The 18,713-nt window shown below is 34.4% G+C and carries 15 protein-coding genes; 2 read left to right on the top strand and 13 right to left on the bottom strand.

The annotated features are described in order from the left end of the window. Positions 1-53: 53 nt before the first annotated feature. Positions 54-1,391, top strand: a complete 1,338-nt coding sequence (locus QQM35_RS01935; RefSeq protein ID WP_251517380.1) for an aspartate aminotransferase family protein — start codon at positions 54-56, stop codon at positions 1,389-1,391. Positions 1,392-1,518: 127 nt separating this feature from the next. Here the strand turns inward: QQM35_RS01935 and QQM35_RS01940 are convergent, their stop codons facing one another. The 4 genes from QQM35_RS01940 to pgsB all read right to left on the bottom strand — a co-directional run bounded on the left by QQM35_RS01940 (position 1,519) and on the right by pgsB (position 5,976). Beyond that, a complete protein-coding gene (locus tag QQM35_RS01940) occupies positions 1,519-3,129 on the bottom strand; it encodes a gamma-glutamyltransferase (protein ID WP_342610459.1) in 1,611 nt (536 codons plus the stop codon). Between the two features lie 150 nt (positions 3,130-3,279). Further along, the gene (locus QQM35_RS01945; protein ID WP_251517375.1) at positions 3,280-4,350 is read right to left on the bottom strand and encodes a CapA family protein; all 1,071 of its coding nucleotides are present in this window, start codon (positions 4,348-4,350) and stop codon (positions 3,280-3,282) included. Positions 4,351-4,364: 14 nt separating this feature from the next. Beyond that, positions 4,365-4,817 carry a poly-gamma-glutamate biosynthesis protein PgsC gene (gene pgsC / locus QQM35_RS01950; protein WP_251517373.1) on the bottom strand — a complete coding sequence of 151 codons (453 nt, stop codon included), beginning with the start codon at positions 4,815-4,817 and terminating at the stop codon, positions 4,365-4,367. Position 4,818: 1 nt separating this feature from the next. Continuing rightward, positions 4,819-5,976, bottom strand: coding sequence for a poly-gamma-glutamate synthase PgsB (pgsB, locus tag QQM35_RS01955; protein WP_251517371.1), 1,158 nt, complete (start codon positions 5,974-5,976; stop codon positions 4,819-4,821). A gap of 458 nt (positions 5,977-6,434) precedes the next feature. On the opposite strand from pgsB, the gene QQM35_RS01960 reads away from it, so the two are divergent. Beyond that, positions 6,435-6,767, top strand: coding sequence for a hypothetical protein (locus QQM35_RS01960; RefSeq protein ID WP_251517369.1), 333 nt, complete (start codon positions 6,435-6,437; stop codon positions 6,765-6,767). 242 nt (positions 6,768-7,009) lie between these two features. Here QQM35_RS01960 and QQM35_RS01965 read toward each other — a convergent pair whose 3' ends face one another. The 9 genes from QQM35_RS01965 to QQM35_RS02005 all read right to left on the bottom strand — a co-directional run bounded on the left by QQM35_RS01965 (position 7,010) and on the right by QQM35_RS02005 (position 18,690). Then, positions 7,010-8,404 carry a YfcC family protein gene (locus tag QQM35_RS01965; protein WP_251517367.1) on the bottom strand — a complete coding sequence of 465 codons (1,395 nt, stop codon included), beginning with the start codon at positions 8,402-8,404 and terminating at the stop codon, positions 7,010-7,012. 237 nt (positions 8,405-8,641) lie between these two features. Beyond that, a complete protein-coding gene (locus QQM35_RS01970) occupies positions 8,642-10,384 on the bottom strand; it encodes a pyruvate oxidase (protein ID WP_251517365.1) in 1,743 nt (580 codons plus the stop codon). 94 nt (positions 10,385-10,478) lie between these two features. Next, complete coding sequence (locus tag QQM35_RS01975; protein ID WP_251517363.1) at positions 10,479-11,165, bottom strand: LrgB family protein; 687 nt, start codon at positions 11,163-11,165, stop codon at positions 10,479-10,481. Continuing rightward, positions 11,166-11,552, bottom strand: coding sequence for a CidA/LrgA family protein (locus QQM35_RS01980; protein WP_251517361.1), 387 nt, complete (start codon positions 11,550-11,552; stop codon positions 11,166-11,168). A 709-nt stretch (positions 11,553-12,261) separates the two neighbouring features. Next, positions 12,262-13,137 (bottom strand): cidABC operon transcriptional activator CidR, encoded by an 876-nt coding sequence (gene cidR / locus QQM35_RS01985; RefSeq protein WP_251517359.1) that lies wholly within the window; start codon positions 13,135-13,137, stop codon positions 12,262-12,264. 197 nt (positions 13,138-13,334) lie between these two features. Continuing rightward, positions 13,335-14,831 carry a Na+/H+ antiporter NhaC gene (gene nhaC, locus QQM35_RS01990; protein ID WP_418129029.1) on the bottom strand — a complete coding sequence of 499 codons (1,497 nt, stop codon included), beginning with the start codon at positions 14,829-14,831 and terminating at the stop codon, positions 13,335-13,337. Positions 14,832-15,163: 332 nt separating this feature from the next. Beyond that, the gene (locus tag QQM35_RS01995; RefSeq protein WP_251517355.1) at positions 15,164-16,138 is read right to left on the bottom strand and encodes an SMP-30/gluconolactonase/LRE family protein; all 975 of its coding nucleotides are present in this window, start codon (positions 16,136-16,138) and stop codon (positions 15,164-15,166) included. Positions 16,139-16,249: 111 nt separating this feature from the next. Next, positions 16,250-17,536 carry a hydroxymethylglutaryl-CoA reductase, degradative gene (locus QQM35_RS02000; protein WP_251517353.1) on the bottom strand — a complete coding sequence of 429 codons (1,287 nt, stop codon included), beginning with the start codon at positions 17,534-17,536 and terminating at the stop codon, positions 16,250-16,252. Continuing rightward, positions 17,536-18,690 (bottom strand): thiolase family protein, encoded by a 1,155-nt coding sequence (locus tag QQM35_RS02005; RefSeq protein WP_251517351.1) that lies wholly within the window; start codon positions 18,688-18,690, stop codon positions 17,536-17,538. The genes QQM35_RS02000 and QQM35_RS02005 overlap by 1 nt, the downstream gene beginning before the upstream one ends. Positions 18,691-18,713 lie beyond the last annotated feature (23 nt).

Raw genomic sequence — 18,713 nt, forward strand, 5'->3', positions numbered from 1 at the left:
TCGACTTTCTACCATTTATAAAGTATTACAACACACAAAGGGGACTATGAATTATGTCAAAATCAACAGATATTATTAATGAAGATAGTAAATATTTTGCTAATCCAGGAAGGATTAATTACTTTCCATTAGCAATATCTCATGGCTATGGTGCGACATTAGTTGATGTCGATGGAAAGGAATACATCGATTTACTATCAAGTGCTAGTTCACAAAATGTTGGCCACGCACCAGAACCTGTCACTGAAGCTATCAAAAATCAAGTAGATCAATTTATTCACTATACACCCGCGTATATGTATCAAGAACCACTCGTGAAACTAGGTAAAAAGCTCTGTGAAATTTCACCAGGGGACTATGAAAAACGTGTGCTCTTTGGTTTATCTGGATCAGATGCGAACGATGGTGTCGTTAAACTCGCTCGTGCATATACAGGAAGACCCTATATTATAAGTTTCGTAAATGCGTATCACGGGTCTACTTATGGTGCTTTATCAATGTCTGCCATTAGTTTAAATATGCGTAAAAAATACGGCCCGATGTTACCTGGTTTCTATCATATTCCTTTCCCTGATAATTATCGTGGGTTATATGGCGCGCCGACGTCCAATACAGTGGATGAATACCTCGCACCATTAAAAGAAATGTTTGAAAAATATGTTCCAGCTGAGGAAGTAGCATGTATTATGATTGAAACAATACAAGGTGATGGTGGTTTATTAGAACCAGTAGAAGGTTACTTTGAAGCACTTCAATCATTATGTAAAGAACATGGAATTCTATTAGCAGTTGATGACATACAACAAGGACTAGGACGTACTGGCACATGGAGTTCAGTTACACATTACAATATCGAACCTGATATTATCACATTTGGTAAATCGTTAGCCGGTGGATTACCGATGTCAGCAATCATCGGAAGAGCTGAAATAATGGATTACCTAGAAGCACCTGCACATCTCTTTACGACAAGTGCCAATCCAGTTAGTTGTGAAGCAGCTTTAGCTACGCTTTCAATGATTGAAGATCAAAATTTATTACAAGCAAGTGCAGACAAAGGTGATTATGTACGTCAACGTATGGACAACTGGACAGAAAAATACGACATCGTAGGCGACGTACGTGGTAAAGGTTTATCAATTGGTATAGATATCGTTTCTGATAAACAAAGTAAATCACGCAATAATGATGCAGCATTAAAAATTTGTAATCGCTGTTTCGAAGAAGGTATTGTAATTATTGCTGTTGCAGGCAATGTACTACGTTTCCAACCACCTCTTGTCATCTCATATGAGCAACTAGATTACGCTTTAGACGTGCTAGAAAGAACAATCGAGGCTTACATGAATGACGAATTAAATGATTATGATACAGCTGGACAAGGTTGGTAAAGTAGTTTCTTTTTAAAAATAAATATGTATCAACAAATAAAAATAGCCCCTCAAAAAGATTTATTTAAAATCTTTTTGAGGGGCTTTATCTTATCTCATCATCTCTTTATTAAGATAATCAGTTATATTATCTGTTACCAACGTCGTGTCCAATTTCAACCGATTTATCTTTACGATTATATAAGGCTGCTTGAACACTACCAAAGTTGGCATCATTACGCTTAAGTTCTGCTTGATATCCTAGACTCTTGAATATATCGATATCTTTCTTACTTGTAGCATTCTCGTAATAAATAATATGACCATCATTATAGAAACGAGGTTTATCGATTGATTCTTGAAGCGTTCCGTCACCACGTAAGTAATCAACAAGTACTTGGTTGATTGTAGTAGGGATTTTGTTACCACCTGGTGTACCGATACCTAAATAATAATCTGGTCCAACAACAATACTTGGTGCCGTGAATGATCTAGGTTGTTTATGTTTACCTTTATAGTTTGGACTCATTGGATCATTTGAGAAGTTTGATAATGAGTTATTTAAATAGAATCCTTCTTTAACAAATTTACCTGAACCAAAGAAGCTTGATAACGTATTTGTTGTACTAGTAATATGACCTTTCTTATCTACTACAACAAAGTGTGTAGTACTCGTTTGATCAGGGTTTGCATTAAATTGGTTTGGATTTGGATTCGCATTTACATTCGCATTAACTTCGTTAAATTTACCAAGTAAGTAATCTTCCGAAAGATATTTGCTAGAATTATTGTCCTGACCGTTTACAATATCTCTGTTTCGGTACATTAATTCTCTTGATTTTAAAACACTCGTAATGAAATCTAAACGATTTCCTGGTACAGATTCATTATCTTTTGCTTCATCAATCTTCATACCTTGAAGCATTAATGCACCACCTAATGGGTTTGATGCTGAATAAATTTTAGTATTTAGATAATCTGTACTAATCGGCGCTTTTTTAACAGTTTTATAATTTTTAAAGTCCTTCTTAATCAACTTACCATCAGTTTGTTTAGAAATACTCTTACCGATATGATTATAGAAGTAATCAGGTCCATGGTCTCTGATTTTTTTCAATGTTTTTGCTAAGGCTGGTTGTTTGATTACATCTCCTTCTCTTTTCGTTTGATGTCCATCAAAGAAAGGAGAATCTCTGTCTACATCCGAACCATATAACTTCAAGCTTCGTTCTAATTCTGAGTCTACTTCGAAGCCATCTTCAGCAAGTGGAATAACATAATTCAGTATTTTCTTCTCATCCATTTTACCGCCTTCTTTATGTGCATCATGGAGACCACGCACAAACCCTGGCGTACCTGTCTGGTCTTTGTTTTTGTAATTATAAGAAGAAATATCTTTATATTGCCATTGCTTAGGTTCTGAATTTGGCTTGCCATCATAAGAGAGCATTGCGCCTCCCCCACCTAAACCAGAGGAATGAGGTTCTATCACGGCTAGAGCATAAGATACACCAACTGATGCGTCTACAGCATTACCGCCATCTCTTAAGATTTTCTCACCAACTTTTGTGGCTATCGCGTTGTTTGAAGCTACACCGTAATTTTTTTTCGACGTATTTTGATCATGATCGGCGATTTTGTTTTCATATAGTTCATCTTTATTATAATTATCTTTTTTCGTAATTAGAAAAAAGATAAACGAAACTATTATTGTAAGGAGAAATATTACGATGAGCGTCCTTCTATTATAAATACTCATACTCAAGCTCCTTTAGATAAATATTGATGTCGAGAATTATCGAGGTCGTGTTGTTCGTGTGAATCCAATCCTTCATTGGCTTTCGCAAAAGTAATCAAAAGGAAAATAACCAATATAACTAAGACGACTGTTATGCCTACCCAATTTTGTTTAATTTTCATATACATAACCTCCATTCTCTTTTTTAAGGTTAACGCTTTTACTTTCAAGATTATTCAATAGCTTAATTTCTTCAACTTTATTTGGTTTATCTGCAGTAATTTGACCTGACTGTGACTTAATTGGCGTTATCATGAATTTAGAATGTTTTCCTTTCCAATTCTGCTGAACTGCTAATCCATGTTTTTTCTTAGAAAGGAAACCTTCAGACGTCACGTTACCTAAACTATAGAAGATGTCTGTGTTTTTATAGTGTTCTATTTGTTGTGGTACACTGTTGTGACCAATAATGACATCTGCGCCAGCATCAGCAAGTGCATGTGCATATTCTCTTTGTCTTGTTGTTACGTTTCTTTCATCTGTAATACCCCAATCAACATTTACAACCACGAAATCATTATTTTCTTTCAATTTCTTAACCAATGGAATAAATATTCTTGGTTCTAAACTAATTGAAGTAGTATTTTTCAATGGATCTGTGTAATCAGATTCTACATCAGTAAATGAAACATTAGCGACTTTCTTATTCTTAACTGTTTGTTGTACAGTTTTACTGTTAATAGGATTTGACCCGTTACCAGTTAAATAATTTTCGCCAACTTGAGCATCAACTGCCCTACCGAAATCTCTAGCTGTGATATTGTCTGTAACTTGGTTTATAATATTTAAACTCTTTATGTTCAAATCTTTTAAAAACATAACGTTTTCTATATTTGAATTGATATCTTTCTTCTTATTTTTAGAGAACTTAGAATAATTCAAACTAGCAGTAGAAAAATCGCTTCCTTTTAAAATATCTGAAACTGCACTGAATGATTTGTGTATATTATTTTTTCGAATATGTTTATTCAATTCAATGTTGCCTAAATACGTCATTCTTATATCGCCTTGCGCTTTACTCATAGCTTTAACCGGTTGTATTTTTTCTGATGACATCACAAACACAATCAGTACAATGGCCACTATTAAGATAATACCTGTATAAAGAGAATTTCTCTTTTTATGCCGTTTTGTCCATTTTAGAACACGTTCATCTATGGATAATCGTTTAGATTGCTTCATTTTCATACTCCTTACTAATTGATAAAGCTATAAAAGAATAAGATGACGTAAGTAATACATGTTAATAACATACATGTAGATAAAGTGATAATAACACCTTGTTTTTGAATCGTATTAGCGATGATTCCTGGAATAACAACCCCGATACCTGACATCTCAACCATTTCAAATGGCGTGAGTGGATAAATGAGGTCGAATATAAATTTCAAAACCATACCCGTAAGTATCATTGCAGCGAATTTCCTACGTCCATATAAAATGACGAATTTACTTACGCCGTGATTAACAATGAAATATGTAATACAGCTTATGATAAGTACGGATAATAACATAACTGGTTGGTCGAAAATTAATGCTAAATACCCAGGTACAACAAGACCTGCTGGACTAATACCGAACTTTTCAGCAAAGATTAAACTAAGTACGATGCCTACAAATAATGAAAAATATAACTCTGAACCTATCATATTATTTGATCCCTTCTATATATTGCGCTATTTCTTTACCTGGCCCGTGAATATTACCTACACAAAAGATTAATGCGTTTTGTGACTCTTCATATAAAGCTTCTTGAACAGCTTTGATGTTTTTGCCTTCGAAATTCAAATATCTTTTTTCTGGTAATTCATTCATGACTTGTGTAACTAATTGCGTACTCTTTCCAGTACAAATCAATGTATCAAATTCAACATCTTTAACAAAGTCTTCAACGAATTGTCTTGTTCTATCAATCCTGTCTGAACGACAGTTTAATACAATGACTTTCTTCTGATAAGGATAGTTGTATGACTCAACTTTGTTTAATATTGCCTTTGTGGATTGAGGCTCGTTAGCTGCAAAAGCATTAACATAAACATTCGTAGTATTGTTTGCATTGAAGTATTTAACTTCAACCGCACCGACATCTGGTGGCGCGTTTAACATACCACGTAATGCTGTATCTCTATCTATATCTAATGCTTCTGCAACCCCCATAGCGATTGCAACATTATCAGGAAAGACAATGTAATCAAATTTTCTTAAGAATGATTCTGGTACATCATCTTTATCGACAACGATAAGTTTAGTCTTACGTCGCTTGGCTACTTTAGCGAAATAATCCGTATAATCATCTTTCATTACAATTAAATGTCCTTTATACGGAATTGTCGCTTTAAAGGCTTGAGCAACTTCATCTAATGTTGGACCTAAAACATCCATATGGTCTTCCATCACGTTGACGATAACGCCAATATTGGCTTTAACCAATTCTTTCTGGAAGGTAATTTGATAATCTGGATTAACCGCCATACATTCATTTACTAAGGCGTTTCCTTTTTGTTTTACAACTTTACGAACGATATCTCTTTGTTCGCCAATATTAGCACCTTGAGGTTTTCTGTATACCGGATATTCTCTTGGCGTGAACCAATATAACATTCTTGCATCAGTACCTGTAGTTTTGCCAATAACACGATACTGATCTTCACGCAAGATACTGTAAATCAATCTGGTAATTGTTGATTTTCCTCTAATACCATTTATATTTATACGAATAGGAATTCTCTCTAATCGGTTAGCGTGTCTTCTCTTCTCAATAATGCCTAACCATAGAATAAGTCCTACACAAATTATGATAAGTGGCAATGTTTTCCCTCTTTTCATCAACGTATTTACATTTTATATTCAGTTTTACAAAACAATATGTAGTCTAAAATAAAAGTTTCAAAACACACAAATATGCGTTTATTTGAAAGGTTTTTGGGACTAAATAAATAGACCCCACCTTCTAATAGTGTAATGCTATCATGTTGTTATTGATTTGGTTTTAAAAGTTTTAGTTTTTTATTAACTTTTTGTAAACTTAGATTTACAAAGTGTGTCTAATTACACTTACCTAACCTTAAAACCCCTGAAAATCAGACTTATACATTAATAAATATGTAAGAGATTTTATATGTATATTTAATAAATTTATATTTCCTCCTTCCAAACTTTAATATATTCATAAAAACAAAAAATTTACTGCATCTTTACAACATATTAAAACTTAAATGTTAACTTATTTATAATACTTTCCTTACGACCTATTTAGGAGGCAGAACATGAGTAAACAAGTTAAACTAGTTGTTTCAATTTACCTTGCAATTGTATTAATCCTCTGTACTGGATACTTATTGATGATTCTCATTGGTAGTTTGCAAGGAAATGATATGAAAGGTGCTGTCCTTGATGGGGGTTATTTACACGATCGTGAGCTTCTAAATAACAGTGAAGCTTCTAACACGACGCATACTTCACCGAACTCAGAAGAATTGCCAAATCAGGAGAAACCTTCGAATTCAGTTCAAATGACTGATATAAATCATACAGTTTCACATCATACATGGCCTTTGGATAGTAATATTCAGAATGGTCATGTATTTTTTATAAGTTAATCTATTGTTTGAAGTGCAAATCACAACTAATTCCTACTCATTTAATACGCTATACCACTTTAATTACTATCCAGTTATATTATAACTTACTCATATAAAAAGAACACCTATACCATTAAATCAAAAGTTACAATCGCATTTAAATATGTGTAACATTTTAAAAATTAAGCAATAATTTCATAATTAACGAAAATGATTTACTGCAAACGATTTTTGATATAGATGTTCCTCACCAAAATGTATTAATATCCTATAATTAAAGCAATTGACATACCTAAGCAACAAATAATAACCCAAACGATGAGCAGTTTCCATACAAACTTAAGCCATTGTGTATAGCTAATTTTTGCAACAGCTAACGTTCCCATTAAGATGGCAGATGTTGGGAATAACACGTTACTAATCGCATCTCCATATTGAAATGCGAGGACTGTGAGTTGACGGTTAATATTTAATAAATCCGATATCGGTACCATAATCGGCATCGTTGTTAAGGCTTGTCCTGAACCTGAAGGGATAAAGAAATTCAATAGAAATTGTAACCCAAACATTAAGATAATCACGATTGAAGCTGGCACACTTTCTAATAACATTGCCATACTGTGCACAATCGTATCAATGACTTTCCCATCTTCTAATATAACTACTATACCTTTAGCAAAACCTACAACCATTGCACCGAATAAAATATCTCTCATACCCTCAATCATGGCATCAAATGTACCATTTAATCCTAACCCACCAATGATGCCTGCAATAATACCGGCGAGAACGAAATTAGCGCTCATCTGATTAAATGACCACCCATACATAAATATGCCAAAGATATTGAAAACAATCGTAAGGACAATCACAATTAAACAACTTAATTGTCTTTTGCTAAAATTTAATGTAGATTGCGTTTCAACGTCTGCACGTTCTTTTTGTTCTAATTCGTATACAATACTTTTTGTCTTATCATGTTTGATACTACGTGCATATAGCATAACCGTTGAAATAGCCGCAATTAATATAAAGATATAGATGATAGAGCGTAATCCCCAACCAGAAAACATCGGTAACTCGGCAACTGTTTGAGCAACACCGACAGTGAATGGATTCAACATCCCTCCGAGAAAGCCACTCGCTGCTCCTAGTATAATCATCGCTGTACCAGTCATCGCATCATATCCTAAACTACGTGCAATAATAATACCGATAGGCACAAATATTATTGTTTCTTCAGCCAAACCAATGGAAAAGCCTAATATTGAAAAAATAATCATCGTTATTGGAATCATTAATACTTTATATGCTCCTAGGACTTGCATCATTTTATTCACACCATTTTCAAATGCACCTGTTTTATGTACAATTCCAAAAGCACCACCAACTAAAAAGATATAAAACACAATTTCTCCACCTGAAATAAGACCTTCTGGAAAGGCACGAAATATATCTAAAAAATGTGCACCATGTTGCTCAATGTGATGATATGTACCTGACACAACTTGCGTTTCGCCTTCTTTCTTTTGACGCTTATACTCCCCAGCAGGAATTAAATAGGTCATTAACGCCGCAAGACTAATAATGATTAATAATAAAGCATATGTGTGAGGCATTTTTAAATTCAGTTTATTCATTTTCTCTTTTATCATAGTTAACCCTCTCCCCTAGGTTCTTGCTTTATACAAAATTTATTACATTCTCAAAAGTATTCTTTTTTATAACTTACACTTTCCTTGAAACGAACTCAACTACTTTTCAGATTTTTCAGAAAAATAAATTTCTAATTAAACTATTAATCGAGTATAATTCTATTATTTTGAACATAAAAAAACCTTCGAAACACACATGATGTGCTTCGAAGGTAGTATAATCATTAAATCTATATCTTAGAAGAATCTTCTAATTGCAGTTGACATTGGTGGGATTTCATCAAAGTCTAATTTCTTATCTTCAGTGATTGAACGGTAAGCCCATTTACCATAGTTCATCGCTTCGTCTTTAACGATTTTACCTGGTAATGGAGCAGCTGTTGGGTCTACATAAACATTAACGATTGTAGGTCTATTTTGAGCCATTGCTTCTTCAACTACTTCGTCGATTCTGCTTGGATCTTTTAATGTGTAACCTACACCGCCACAGCTTTCAGCAAATTTAGCTAAGTCCATATCAGTGAAGTCAATTGCGTATTCTAATTCACCTGCTGCTTGTTGCTCATACTTGATAAATGATAATTGTTCGTTGTTTAATACGAAAATTGTCATTGGTAAATCGTATTGTACTGCAGTTGCGAAGTCTTGCATTACCATTTGGAATGCACCGTCGCCGGCAATACCTACAACTTGACGGTTTGGATATGCACGTTTAGCTGCGATTGCACCTGGTAAAGCACAGCCCATTGTACCTAACCAACTTGAAATGATAAATCTATTGTTAACAGTTAGGTTTAAATAACGTGTTGACCATACTGTTGAAGTGCCAACGTCGATTGAGAAGATCGCATCGTCTTTTCTCACTTGGTTGATTGAATCCATTAAACGTTCTGGACGAATTGGTGAGCTTTCATTTTGCATGTCTTCTGCCATCCATGAATCCCACGTTGCTTTTCTTTCTAATGTTTTGTTTAGGAAGTCACGATTTGAAACATGTTTAACTGAATCAGTTAATTGTTGTAAAGCTAATTTACTATCACTGTGGATACCTACATTAATGTCGAAACGGTGTCCAATATTTTCTTCATTATTATCTATTTGAATCGCTTTAATATTTTTCTTAGGTAGATAATCTACATATGGATAGTTTGTACCTACCATGATGAGTAAATCTGCATCTTGGATTGTTTGATAAGATGTTTTTGTACCAATTTTACCTAAGTTACCTAGATTGTAAGGATGTGAATCAGGTAAGATTCCTTTCGCTGGAAGTGTGATAATTGTAGGGATTTTAGCCGCTTCAATAAATTCACGTACTTCGTCAGAAGCTTTTTTAGCTCCTAATCCAAGTAACATAACTGGGCGTTTACTCTTGTTAATTAATTTAGTTGCTTTTCTAATGCTACGTGGTTTTGGAATTACACGTGCTGGTGGTGCAGTATCAACTGCTTTATTTGTTGTATCTTTTACTTTTCTTGATAATAAGTCGTTCGGTAAGATCAGTACAGATACACCTTTTTTCTCGTAAGCTGTGTGAATTGCTTCATTTACAATACCGTAAATATCTTTATCATTTTCAGAAATTTGATGGCTATAAACTGCAACGTCTTGTACCATTTTAGGAATATCAGTTTCTTGGAAAGCTTTTGTACCTAGTGCTGTACTATCAGTTTGTCCTGCTAAAATAAGTTGTGGTACATTATCTAATTTTGCGTCGTACATACCGTTTAATAAATGAACAACACCTGGTCCGCCGATACTTAACGCTACTCCGATTTTACCAGTTAATTTTGTATAACTTGCTGCTGCTAAACTTGCAACTTCTTCGTGACGTACATGTACGAAGTCAAAACTATCTCTTACTGTTCTTAAACTATCGACTACCGCATCAATAGAGTCACCTGGAATACCATATAAGTGATCAATATCCCATGCTTCTAAAGCTTTAACTAATGCATAATTTGCCTTAATCTTTGCCATCGTTAAAATAGCCCCTTTCAAATTTCAATAATTTTAGTATAACATCATAATTATAAATACCATTCTATTTTGAATCAAAACAACGATTTGCTTATTAATATAAAATAAGGATAAGTATCGGTAAAAAGATTGAACTTAAGACTGCAGTGAGTATCATACCAATGGAACTATAAGCACCTGATTCTAAATCAATTTCGAGTGCACGCGCTGTACCAAATGCATGTGAAGCATTGCCGTATGTTAATCCCTTGGCAATTGAAGTTTCAAAGCGTCCTATCCTCAATAAATAGGAACCCGCTATGCTACCTACAAGCCCTGTCGTAATAATAAACATGACAGTCAGAGTATCCGTTCCACCTAATTGATGCGAAACTTCAATTCCAACTGCAGCTGTAATAGAACGCGGTAACATTGTTACTATAACCTCTTTTGAATAGCCAAATAACTTCAATACTATATACACGAATAAGAAATTCATAATTACAGCTGAACAAACGCTCGTAAATATTACCTTTGAATAAGCTAATATTTTATGACGATTTTGGTATAAAGGATATGCTAAACATACCACTGTACAGCTCAATAATTGATTAATCCATTTTCCACCGACCATATAATCGTGATAATTTTTATGGGAAAATAATAAAATCACGATGATGCCTATTGCGGAAATAAGTGCAGGGTTGAGAAATGGACTTTTGAATTTTTCTTGTAATTTCTTGGCGACAACATACATGATAATCGTTAATAGAATCATAATTATAGATTGAAATATTATCATTTAACTGTCACCATTCCCATATTTCCATTTACAAACCATCTTATCCGCAATGAAACCTGATAATAAAGCTACACAACAAGTTCCGATTAATATCATAGAAAAGAATAAGATGAAGTTCATATTAATTTCTGAAAATATGTCCATTACCCCTACTACCGATGGAATAAAGAAAAAAACCATCGTCGTTAAGAAGAAATTAGCACCTTCGTCAATCCATTTAGGCGGGATTACTTTTAATTGTAAAAGAACGAAAAACAAAATTAATCCTACAATACTGCCTGCAATAGGTATATGGAAAAACTGCTGCAAAACATTACCTACATACGTAATGCACATTATGATTGCAGCTTGTATAATGACTCTCACTGCCTTTTGAACGAGTTGCATTCGCATCATCCCTTTTATAAGAGTTCGCATTTGCTGTTGTTTTATCACATCAACTAGTATAAAACACGAACTTTTATAATAAAAATATATATTTTCAATATAACCCATTACTTTTATCTATGAAAACGTTTCAATACATTGAAATATATTATATTTTATTATACATAGGATTTCGATCCCTCATTTATTACAACTAATCAAATAACCGCAAAAAGTCCTTGAGTGACAAACTTAAAAATGACTGGGACATAAATCCCAGAAAAATAGCACTCAGATGATTTAATTCAATTCATCTGAGTGCTTCTTTTTTATACTACACTTCGTATTGTTGGCTCGCTTTCTTAGGGGACAGCTTCAGCCCGTAGTTTTCAGCTTGTCCAGTTCCCTCAAGAGTCTCGCCAAAACACTTCACATTTATATGTAATTTTACATTAAAATACTTTAAAAATAAGGCCCTTAGGTATAATTTAATAACCACAAATAAACTAAATTAACTAGATGCCTTATGTATAAAGAATATAAAATGACTCAACTTACACTACCAATGGAAACTTAAGTTCTTATACCCACAAATGATATGTCACGACATGTTAATGAAATCGATGAATCCAAACTTCATCGTGGTGCTAGATCATATCATCCTAAAATGTCTAAGTATTGCCATTTTCTTCTATTAAATATTCTTATAGCCAACACAAAATCACAACGGTTATAATCTTGCTTTTAAAAAATCAATCCATTGTCTCGTTGCGTAACTTAAATATTTATCTTTCTTCCAAATCACACCTAATTCCCAACGCATTGAGGAATTATTAATTTTAATGTTTTTAAAGTTCTGATCCAACATCGAAACAATATTTTCAGGTAAGATACTGACACCTAAATGGGCATTTAATAAATTTTCTATGAAGTTCCATTGAGATATTTTAGAAATAGTATTAGGCACAAAACCAGAATTTTTCGCTGTTTCAATAATTTTATCATTCAAATAAAAGTCTTCATTAAATAGAATAAAGTCTTCGTCCTTCAACATATGCATGTCAATTTCATCATATTTCGCTAAGTGGTGCTCTGGATTGACAATGAGTTTTAACTCTTCTTGGTAAAGAGGGATAGAATGGAAAATCGTTTGATCTACGGGCAAAGTTGTTATACCAATATCAATTTCATCATTAATTAATTGGGTTTCAATCATTTTTCCACCATTTTCAACTAGATTGTAAGTGACGTCTGGATATTTTTGATGAAATTCACCTAGTATATGAATAAATTTGTTCATATTCATAACCGCTGATAAACCTATGCTAATATGTCCTGTTTCTAACCCAAGCAAACTATTTATTTCTTTCGGTAAATCTTTATACAAGGTTAGTATTTCCTTACATTTTTGATAAAATATTCTACCCGCATCTGTTAAGACAAGTTGGCGTTTACTCCGATCAAATAATACAATGTCTAGCTCTTCTTCTAAATCTTTAATCGCTTTACTAATCGTCGGTTGGGCAATATATAATGATTTAGATGCATTCGTCATCCCTTTTTGGTTAACCACTTCAACAAAGTATTGCATATGTTTGATATCCATCGACATTCTCCCTTACTTAATCTACTCATATAACCAATAGTATACGTTAAAATGAGAAATTTTCAATATTCTTATCTATAACAAAAATAACCAAGACAACAAGGTTTAAGTCAAAACAACTCTCAGTGCAAAATTTGACTAAACGAACCCTGTCGTCCTGGTTTTAATTCATTAGATATAAAATTTATTGTTGTAAATTAAACCGGTTTACTTTGGCTTAATGGTTTTTCTTTTAAAGAAGTGTCTCTATCATCGTTTAATTTTACAATTTTAAAACCAATATAAGCGTATATAATAGAAATTATTGGTACTAAATAGTTAACAATTGCAAACGGCGCGTATTCCATTACGGATACACCTAAAGTCGATGCGATAAATACACCACATGTGTTCCAAGGTACAAACACTGAAGTTAACGTACCACCGTCTTCTAAAGCTCGAGATAAATTTTTAGGATGTAAATTCTTTTCTTTAAAAGTACTCGCGTACATTCTTGATGGAACAATAATCGATATGTATTGTTCTGAACAAGTAAAGTTAGTACCTATACATGACACAATTACTGAAGCAATAAGCGATCCTGTTGATTTTGCAAATTTTAAAATGACATTTATAAGTGCAGAAAGCATTCCTGAGTATTCTAATACTCCACCAAACGTCATTGCTACCAACGTTAATGAAATAGTATAGAACATTGATTCAAGCCCACCACGTGTAAACAATTCATCAACCATTTTATTTCCTGAATCTATTTTATATCCTGTTTGAAGTGCCGTTAGAGCATCAGTTAGACTATCTCCTTGCACAAAGATTTGTGCAAAAAATCCGAGGATAATACCGACACAAATGGCTGGAATCGCAGGTACTTTAACGACTACAAGTAAAATTACGATTAACGGAATAAGTAATAACCACGGTGAAATCGTGAAATTATCTTGCATTGTAGTTAAGATACCTTCGACTTTCTTAGTATCAAAATGTTTACCACCAAATTGTAAGCCCATAAAGAAGAATGCTACTACCGCAATAATTAATGCAGGAATCGTTGTATAGAACATGTGTTTAATATGCTCAAATAAATCAACATCTGTGAGACCTGAAGCTAAGTTTGTCGTATCTGATAATGGACTCATTTTATCTCCAAAATAAGACCCACAAATAACTGCACCTGCTACCATCCCAGGTGAAATACCCATACTTATGCCTATACCCATCGATGCTACCCCAACTGTAGCCATCGTTGACCAGCTACTACCAATCGCCAGAGCCACGATTCCACATAAGATTAAAACTACAGCTAAGAAAAATCTTGGATCAATTAATTGCAAGCCGTAGTAAATCATTGTAGCTACGACGCCACTCCCAATCCAAGAGCCAATAATAAGACCTACTAAAATAATAATCACGATTGCTGGTAAAGCATGTCTAATCCCTTTATACATCATTTCTTCAACTTCACTAAATTCATATCCATGTAACATTGTAATTAGTATTGCTACAGCTGTACCAATCATCAATGGTATATGCGGTTCTTTCTCTAGGACTGCCACAGTAAATAACATCGTTGAAATCATTATTGTTAAAGTTACTAATGCTGAAGTAAGCCCTAAAGGCTTTTTCGTTTTATGATTTTTATCCGAATTTTCTGATTTTTTACCCAAAATAAAACGCCTCCCTTTTATTACATAAATCATAACCGAATATGTAAGCGTTTACAATGGTGTATTGTTAATTTATTAATGTTTTTTACATCTTAAATAGTTATATTTCACTATGCATTCAAAAATAATCTTTATTAAAAATAAACCTAAAATCAAAACTATATATCGCAATAGTTAGTTTGATTGATCCTACTTATCTTGTTTTTTAAAGTTAAAAGAGCCTGAGACATAAATAGATGTCTCAGACTCTTTGTCGACGAGGTGGTTCTACAAAATCTCTATTAGAAAATTCGATTTCTGTCGCACCCTCTGAATGTGAGATACCTAACTCACATTTTAATAATTGAATTGAGCTGTCCCTTCATTTAATGAAATTGATAACTATTGTGACCTTTCGCAAAGCCTTTTGCAGTAAATAACCATGAATCTCCATCATTATCCATATCATTTGAACAAATAATAAGTTGATCTGTTCCTGGTATAAATGCCGGATGTGTCGAACGTAACATATGACCTTCATCTCGACCCGGTAACAATATTTGACCTATTGGATGACCGTATTTGTTAAATACGAGCACACGTCCTTGACCGTACATCGCAACATATAAATTATCGTCACTATCAATACAACATGAATCTGGTCCTTCGTGCCCTGTAAAGTAATATGGAATAGAGGCGCCAAATGGTTCAATTGTTACCCCATCCTCTTCTAAATCAATGCGATGTAAACGATTCGCATTCGTCTCAGTCACCCACAACGTACGTTCATCTGTACTTAATGCAACACCATTGGCTACAGCAAGGTTTTGAATGACAGGCGAAACTGATTTGAATTCAGGATCAACATAGTAAACGCCCCCTTTAGGGTTCGTAGAGTACCCTCTAAAGTCAGTAAAGTAGAAACCACCTTTACTATCAAATACAAGGTCGTCAACGCAGTATTCTGTTTCAACATCAGAAACAATATCTTCGTGGTGTTCTCCATTCGAATCTACGGCAAAGATACCGCCCGAATCCTTGAAATCGCCTAAATAACAAACGAACAAACGCCCATCCTTGTGTATTTTAACTGCAGCTGGATTTTGCTTTTCAGAATGGAACAATTTCGTTACGCGTTTATTAGGTAACTTTACGTGGAACACACTTCCACCAAAAACTTCACAAAGTATTAAATCTCCATCTCTATTAAAGCATAAACCTTCAAGTTGTAATCCTTCGTCAGAAATTTTCAACCAGTGGTCAGCGGTAACTGTTTGAAGCTGTTGTTCGTGTGCTTGTAATGGAACAGCAGTATTGGCGTCACCTTTATATGTTAAAGCTGGAATATTTGAATGAGTCATAAACGATCTCCCCTTTGTTAATAACACATTGATAAAAGCAAAAGATTCTTTAAAACGTACGCTTACAAAACTATTATATGATTACTTTCTTATAAGTCAGTGTTATAGAATTTATTCATTACTTTCAGAACGTAATTGGTTAAGTATTGTTTCAGCTACTTGTGCATTTGCACGTGGTTCCTGTTGTAACATATCAGCTACCTTTACAATTTCATCACCTTTCGCACCGACAACGATGGCAAGTGATTTATATTGCAAACGCATATGACCCTGTTGAATACCTTCAGAGACAAGTGCACGGCATGCTGAGAAGTTTTGAGCTAAACCAACTGCAGCTACAACGTGACCAAGTTCTTGAGCTGATTCGACGTTCATTAAATCGAGTGATGCTTGTGCAATTGGTAATACTTTAGTTCCACCACCAACTGTTGCTAATGTCATTGGCACTTCGATTGTACCGACGAGTTTCTGACGCTGTTCATCGTAATGCCACGTCGCAATGCCTCTATATTGTCCATCTTTACTTGCATAAGCATGTGCACTTGCTTCAGCGCCGCGAGTGTCATTTCCTGTTGCAAGTACGACAGCATGTATACCGTTCATAACACCTTTATTATGTGTCACTGCCCGATGAATATCCACTTGCGCTAATTTAGAAGCACGTTCCATACGATGCGCTACTTCCTTACCATCACGGCCATTTTTCGTCAATGCATCAACATCTATTTCACCTTGTACTTTTACTACAGATGCAGTTGCATGGTTGGATAAAATACTCATTAAAATATCAACTTGCTCAAGTTCATTTTTAAGATAAGCAGTAATACCTTCTAAAATTGTATTGAGCATATTCGCACCCATCGCATCTTTCGTATCAACGTATACTTTTAATGAAAGTAACTGTTCAGCTGGGAACGTATCTATTTCAATACGACGATAACCCCCACCTCTTTTAATGATTGAAGGGTAAACCTCATCGGCTATTTCTTTAATCTTAGGTTCTAAGCCTTGAATTGTCTTCGCTAATTGAGCTGTATCTTCCACGTCATCAAAGACGATTTGACCAATCATTAATCGTTCACTTTCAACAACTTTGAAACCACCTGTTTGATTAACAAGTTTAGCACCATAGCTTGCAGCTGCAACGACTGACGGCTCTTCTACCATCATTGGAACGACATAAGATTTTTCATCGACAACAATTTCCGGTAATAATCCAACCGGTAGTGCACCTTGACCGATGACGTTTTCAATTAAGCTATTCGCAATTTCTTCAGGAATTAAAGGATGATTAAGTAACATGTCTCTATTCTCTGAAGTTAACCATGATTTCTCTTCTAGTTCTTGTAATTTATCGGCTCTTGATTTATGACGAAACTCCTTACTTAAGCGCTCCATTATTGATTCCCCTTACTCACTGATAACGCAATACTCATACCGCCACCAATACAAGCAGTTGCTATACCATTTTGTTTATTTTCTTGTGATAACACGTTGACTAATGTTGTGACTAAACGTGTACCAGAAGCTCCGATTGGATGACCTAGGGCAATTGCGCCGCCATATAAGTTCAACTTATCTTCATCAAGTTTCAGATGATCTCTTACTGGAATACTTTGTGCTGCAAATGCTTCTGTCATTTCAACGACATCTATATCATCAATTGTTTGATTTGTTTTTTCTAATAATTGAGACACTGCGTGATATGGTGCGTAACCCATATACGCTGGATCATAACCAATTTCTGTATAATCGCCTACGATGCCTAATTTTTCAAAGCCATTTTCTTTCGCGTATGCCTCATCCATTAAAATCACAGTAGATGCACCATCATTGATTGGTGAAGCATTACCACCAGTTACAGTACCATCAGCTTTAAAGATTGTATCTAAAGTGCCTAATTTTTCAATGCTACTGTTACCGCGGATGCCTTCATCGCTTGTCATAAGTTCACCATCTGCATCTTCTAACGGAACAATTTCATTATCAAATTTCCCTGCTTCTACAGCTTGACTCGCTTTATGATGTGATTCATTTGCGAAAGCATCTTGTTGTTCACGCGTAATATTAAACTTTTCAGCAACCGCTTCTGCAGTATCTCCCATTGGTGATTGTGAAAATGCGTCAGTTAAACCATCATGCATAAAGCTAGGAACTGGTTTGCCATCTTCACTTAATACGAGTTTAGGTGCGTTTGTCATACTCTCAATTCCACCTACAGCAACAACTTTTGCTTCACCAAGTTGAATAAGTTGTTTACCTAGAATGATTGACTTTAAGCCTGAACCACAAACTTCATTGATAGTCATTGCAGGTGCTGTGTTCGGTACGCCTGATTTAATACCAATTTGACGGGCTGGATTTTGGCCACTACCCGCTTGTAATACATTACCGTAGATAACTTGATCCACAAGTTCTGGTGATAATTTAACCGCTTTCATTGCAGCCTTTAAAGAATGGATACCGAGTTCCACGGCTGAGTAATTTCTTAATTTTCCTCTAAATTTCCCGATAGGGGTACGTTTTGCACTTACAATAGCTACTTTATTCATATTCAAACTCCTTTTTTCTAAAA

This window comes from Staphylococcus hsinchuensis (assembly GCF_038789205.1).
GTDB classification, from domain to species: Bacteria; Bacillota; Bacilli; order Staphylococcales; family Staphylococcaceae; genus Staphylococcus; species Staphylococcus hsinchuensis.

Excerpts from the sequence above, each read along its gene's own strand:
- QQM35_RS01980 (WP_251517361.1), bottom strand. The coding sequence starts at position 11,552 with ATGCAACTCGTTCAAAAGGCAGTGAGAGTCATTATACAAGCTGCAATC.
- QQM35_RS01935 (WP_251517380.1), top strand. The coding sequence starts at position 54 with ATGTCAAAATCAACAGATATTATTAATGAAGATAGTAAATATTTTGCT.
- cidR (WP_251517359.1), bottom strand. The coding sequence starts at position 13,137 with ATGGATATCAAACATATGCAATACTTTGTTGAAGTGGTTAACCAAAAA.
- nhaC (WP_418129029.1), bottom strand. The coding sequence starts at position 14,831 with ATGATTTATGTAATAAAAGGGAGGCGTTTTATTTTGGGTAAAAAATCA.
- QQM35_RS01995 (WP_251517355.1), bottom strand. The coding sequence starts at position 16,138 with ATGACTCATTCAAATATTCCAGCTTTAACATATAAAGGTGACGCCAAT.
- QQM35_RS01965 (WP_251517367.1), bottom strand. The coding sequence starts at position 8,404 with ATGATAAAAGAGAAAATGAATAAACTGAATTTAAAAATGCCTCACACA.
- QQM35_RS01940 (WP_342610459.1), bottom strand. The coding sequence starts at position 3,129 with ATGAGTATTTATAATAGAAGGACGCTCATCGTAATATTTCTCCTTACA.
- QQM35_RS01960 (WP_251517369.1), top strand. The coding sequence starts at position 6,435 with ATGAGTAAACAAGTTAAACTAGTTGTTTCAATTTACCTTGCAATTGTA.
- QQM35_RS02000 (WP_251517353.1), bottom strand. The coding sequence starts at position 17,536 with ATGGAGCGCTTAAGTAAGGAGTTTCGTCATAAATCAAGAGCCGATAAA.
- QQM35_RS01945 (WP_251517375.1), bottom strand. The coding sequence starts at position 4,350 with ATGAAGCAATCTAAACGATTATCCATAGATGAACGTGTTCTAAAATGG.
- pgsC (WP_251517373.1), bottom strand. The coding sequence starts at position 4,817 with ATGATAGGTTCAGAGTTATATTTTTCATTATTTGTAGGCATCGTACTT.
- QQM35_RS02005 (WP_251517351.1), bottom strand. The coding sequence starts at position 18,690 with ATGAATAAAGTAGCTATTGTAAGTGCAAAACGTACCCCTATCGGGAAA.
- QQM35_RS01970 (WP_251517365.1), bottom strand. The coding sequence starts at position 10,384 with ATGGCAAAGATTAAGGCAAATTATGCATTAGTTAAAGCTTTAGAAGCA.
- QQM35_RS01975 (WP_251517363.1), bottom strand. The coding sequence starts at position 11,165 with ATGATAATATTTCAATCTATAATTATGATTCTATTAACGATTATCATG.